This window comes from Kitasatospora sp. NPDC091257, assembly GCF_044757675.1.
GTDB classification, from domain to species: Bacteria; Actinomycetota; Actinomycetes; order Streptomycetales; family Streptomycetaceae; genus Kitasatospora; species Kitasatospora lactacystinica.
The window spans coordinates 1-2,334 of sequence record NZ_JBIVVI010001324.1 but is presented as its reverse complement, the minus strand read 5'-3'; the positions used below and the strand labels follow the sequence as shown (position 1 = coordinate 2,334).

Annotated in this window: 1 protein-coding gene and 1 pseudogene; both read left to right on the top strand. The window is 76.2% G+C overall.

Annotated elements, in window-relative coordinates; translation table 11 throughout:
• Positions 1-644: pseudogene (locus ACIQOV_RS37830) on the top strand (hypothetical protein); the annotation flags it as partial.
• Positions 645-813: 169 nt separating this feature from the next.
• Positions 814-2,175: a TerD family protein gene (locus ACIQOV_RS37825; RefSeq protein WP_401055309.1), complete on the top strand. Its 1,362-nt coding sequence runs from the start codon at positions 814-816 to the stop codon at positions 2,173-2,175.
• Positions 2,176-2,334: the final 159 nt, after the last annotated feature.

Genomic DNA, 2,334 nt, shown 5'->3' with positions numbered 1-2,334 from the left:
GGCCCACCGCCCCCGTCGACCCCGTCGCCCCCGTCGAGGGCCCCGGCCCGGCCGACCCCGGGAGCGCCCCGGAGACCGACCACGCGCTGTCCGGCGCCGCCCTGCTCTCCCCGCTCGGCCGGGACGGCCTGCGCCACCGGCTCACCCTCGCGGTGGCCGAGCCGGTCACCGCGTTCCAGGCCGAGTTCCGGCTCGCCCCGGGCGAGTCGGCACCCGGCGCCGGCGCCGCCTGGACCGACCTGCCGGGCGCCGTGGTCACCGCCCAGCAGGAGCGCGGCACCCTCGTCTACCGCTTCACCACCCCGCCCGGCACCGACGTCCGGCCCGGCCACTACACCTTCGGCGTCCGCGGTGCCCGTCCGGCCGCGGAGCCGTCCGCCGCGGCGCGCAAGGCGGCCCCGGCGGAGAGCTGGAGCGTCTCCGCCTTCGCCCTCGACCACCCCCGCGCGGTCGCCGCGCTCGGGGGCTTCGGCCCGGCGCAGCCGCTGCCCGTCGATCCGTGCGCGCCCCGCGCCCGGGCCGCCTCGCCGCTCCCCGAACCGGCCGACGGCCCGGCCCTTGCAACGCCCCCCGCACCGGCCCTCTCCCCGGCCACCGACCCGGCCACCGACCCGGCCACCGACCCGGCCACCGCGGCGCGCTGACCTGCCGACGGCCGGGTGTAACGGTCGTTCGACGATCCACGGTCGGCCGTTCCGGACGGGCACATCCCCGAACCTCGTTCGTTACTGTGGGCAGCACCCCGGCCCGGCGCCCCGACGGCCCCGGCCGGGCCGCCGTTTCGCACCCGAGGAGGAGTCCGTGTCCACCGTCCTGACCCAAGGCGGCAACGCACCGCTGACCGCCGCGCGAGTGAGCGTCGAGGTCACCGCGCCCAAGGCGCTGGACGTCTCCGGCCTGCTGCTGACCGATGCCGGAAAGGTCCGCTCGGACGACGACTTCGTCTTCTTCAACGCCCCGAACGGCCCCGGCGTCAGCCACCGCCCGGCCACCGCCGGCACCCCCGACGCGATCACCGTCGACACCCGGGCCGTCCCGGCCGGCATCACCAAGATCGTGGTCACCGCGAGCCCCGCCGACCAGGTCTCCACCTTCGCCGGGATGGAGCCCACCGCCACCGTCCGCGACGCCGACACCGGCGAGGTGCTGGTCACCTTCACCCCGCCCCGACTGGGCCTGGAGACCGCGCTCATCGTGGTCGAGGTCTATCTGCGGGGCGGTGCCTGGAAGGTGCGCGCCGTCGGCCAGGGCTACGCCGACGGCCTCGCGGGCATCGCCACCGACTTCGGCGTCTCCGTCGAGGACTCCCCGGCCCCCGCCTCCTCGGCCCCGGTCCCGGCCCCGGCCGCCCAGGCCCCCGCCGCGCCGGTCGCGCCGGTCGCGCCGCCGGCTCCGGTGGACCGCACCGTCCAGCTCCCGACTCCGCCGGCCGCCCCGCCCGCACCGGCCGCACCGGCCGGGCCCCCGACCGCCACCCCGGCCGGCACCCCGGTCGACCCGCGGATCGCCCTCGCCACCGGCCAGACCGCCGTCCCGGCCCCGCCCGCGGCTCCCCCGGCCCCCGCCGCGCCCGCGGCCCCGGCCGCCGCCGCCGCCGCCAAGATCACCCTGGACAAGGGCCGGGTCAACCTGGTCAAGGGCAGCTCGGTCTCCCTGGTCAAGAACGGCCGCCCGTTCCTCTCCTCCGTCCGGATGGCCCTCGGCTGGAAGTCCGCCGCCCGTGGCCGTGACATCGACCTGGACGCCTCCTGCCTCGCCTTCGACGCCCGGCACAAGCGGCTGGAGACGGCCTGGTTCATGAAGCTGAGCATCTTCAACGGCGCGATCTCCCACTCCGGCGACAACCTGGTCGGCGGCGAGGGCGGCGACGACGAGGCGATCACCGTCCACCTGGAGGGCCTGCCGGCGGAGGTCCACGGGCTGGTCTTCGTCGTGAACTCCTTCTCCGGCCAGAAGTTCTCCGACGTGCGCGACGCCTACTGCCGTCTGCTGGACGCCCGGACGGAGGAGGAGCTGGTCCGCTTCGACCTCACCAACTCCGAGCCCCACACCGGTGTGATGATGTGCAAGCTGGTCCGCCGTCCGGGCGGCGAGTGGGAGATGACGGCCCTCGGCGAATACGTCGACGGCAAGACCGCGCGGGCGATGATCGAGCCCGCCGCCGCGGTGCTGTAGCCGCACACCGCCGCCGGTCCGGCGAGGCCACGACACCACGCGACGACCTCACGACGTCACGACGTCACGTCCGCGCCCGCGAATTCACCCCCTTGAGGCATCAAGTCGCCACCACGGCGACTCGATTGACTCTCAGGGGGGTGAATCCGCTCTCTCCCC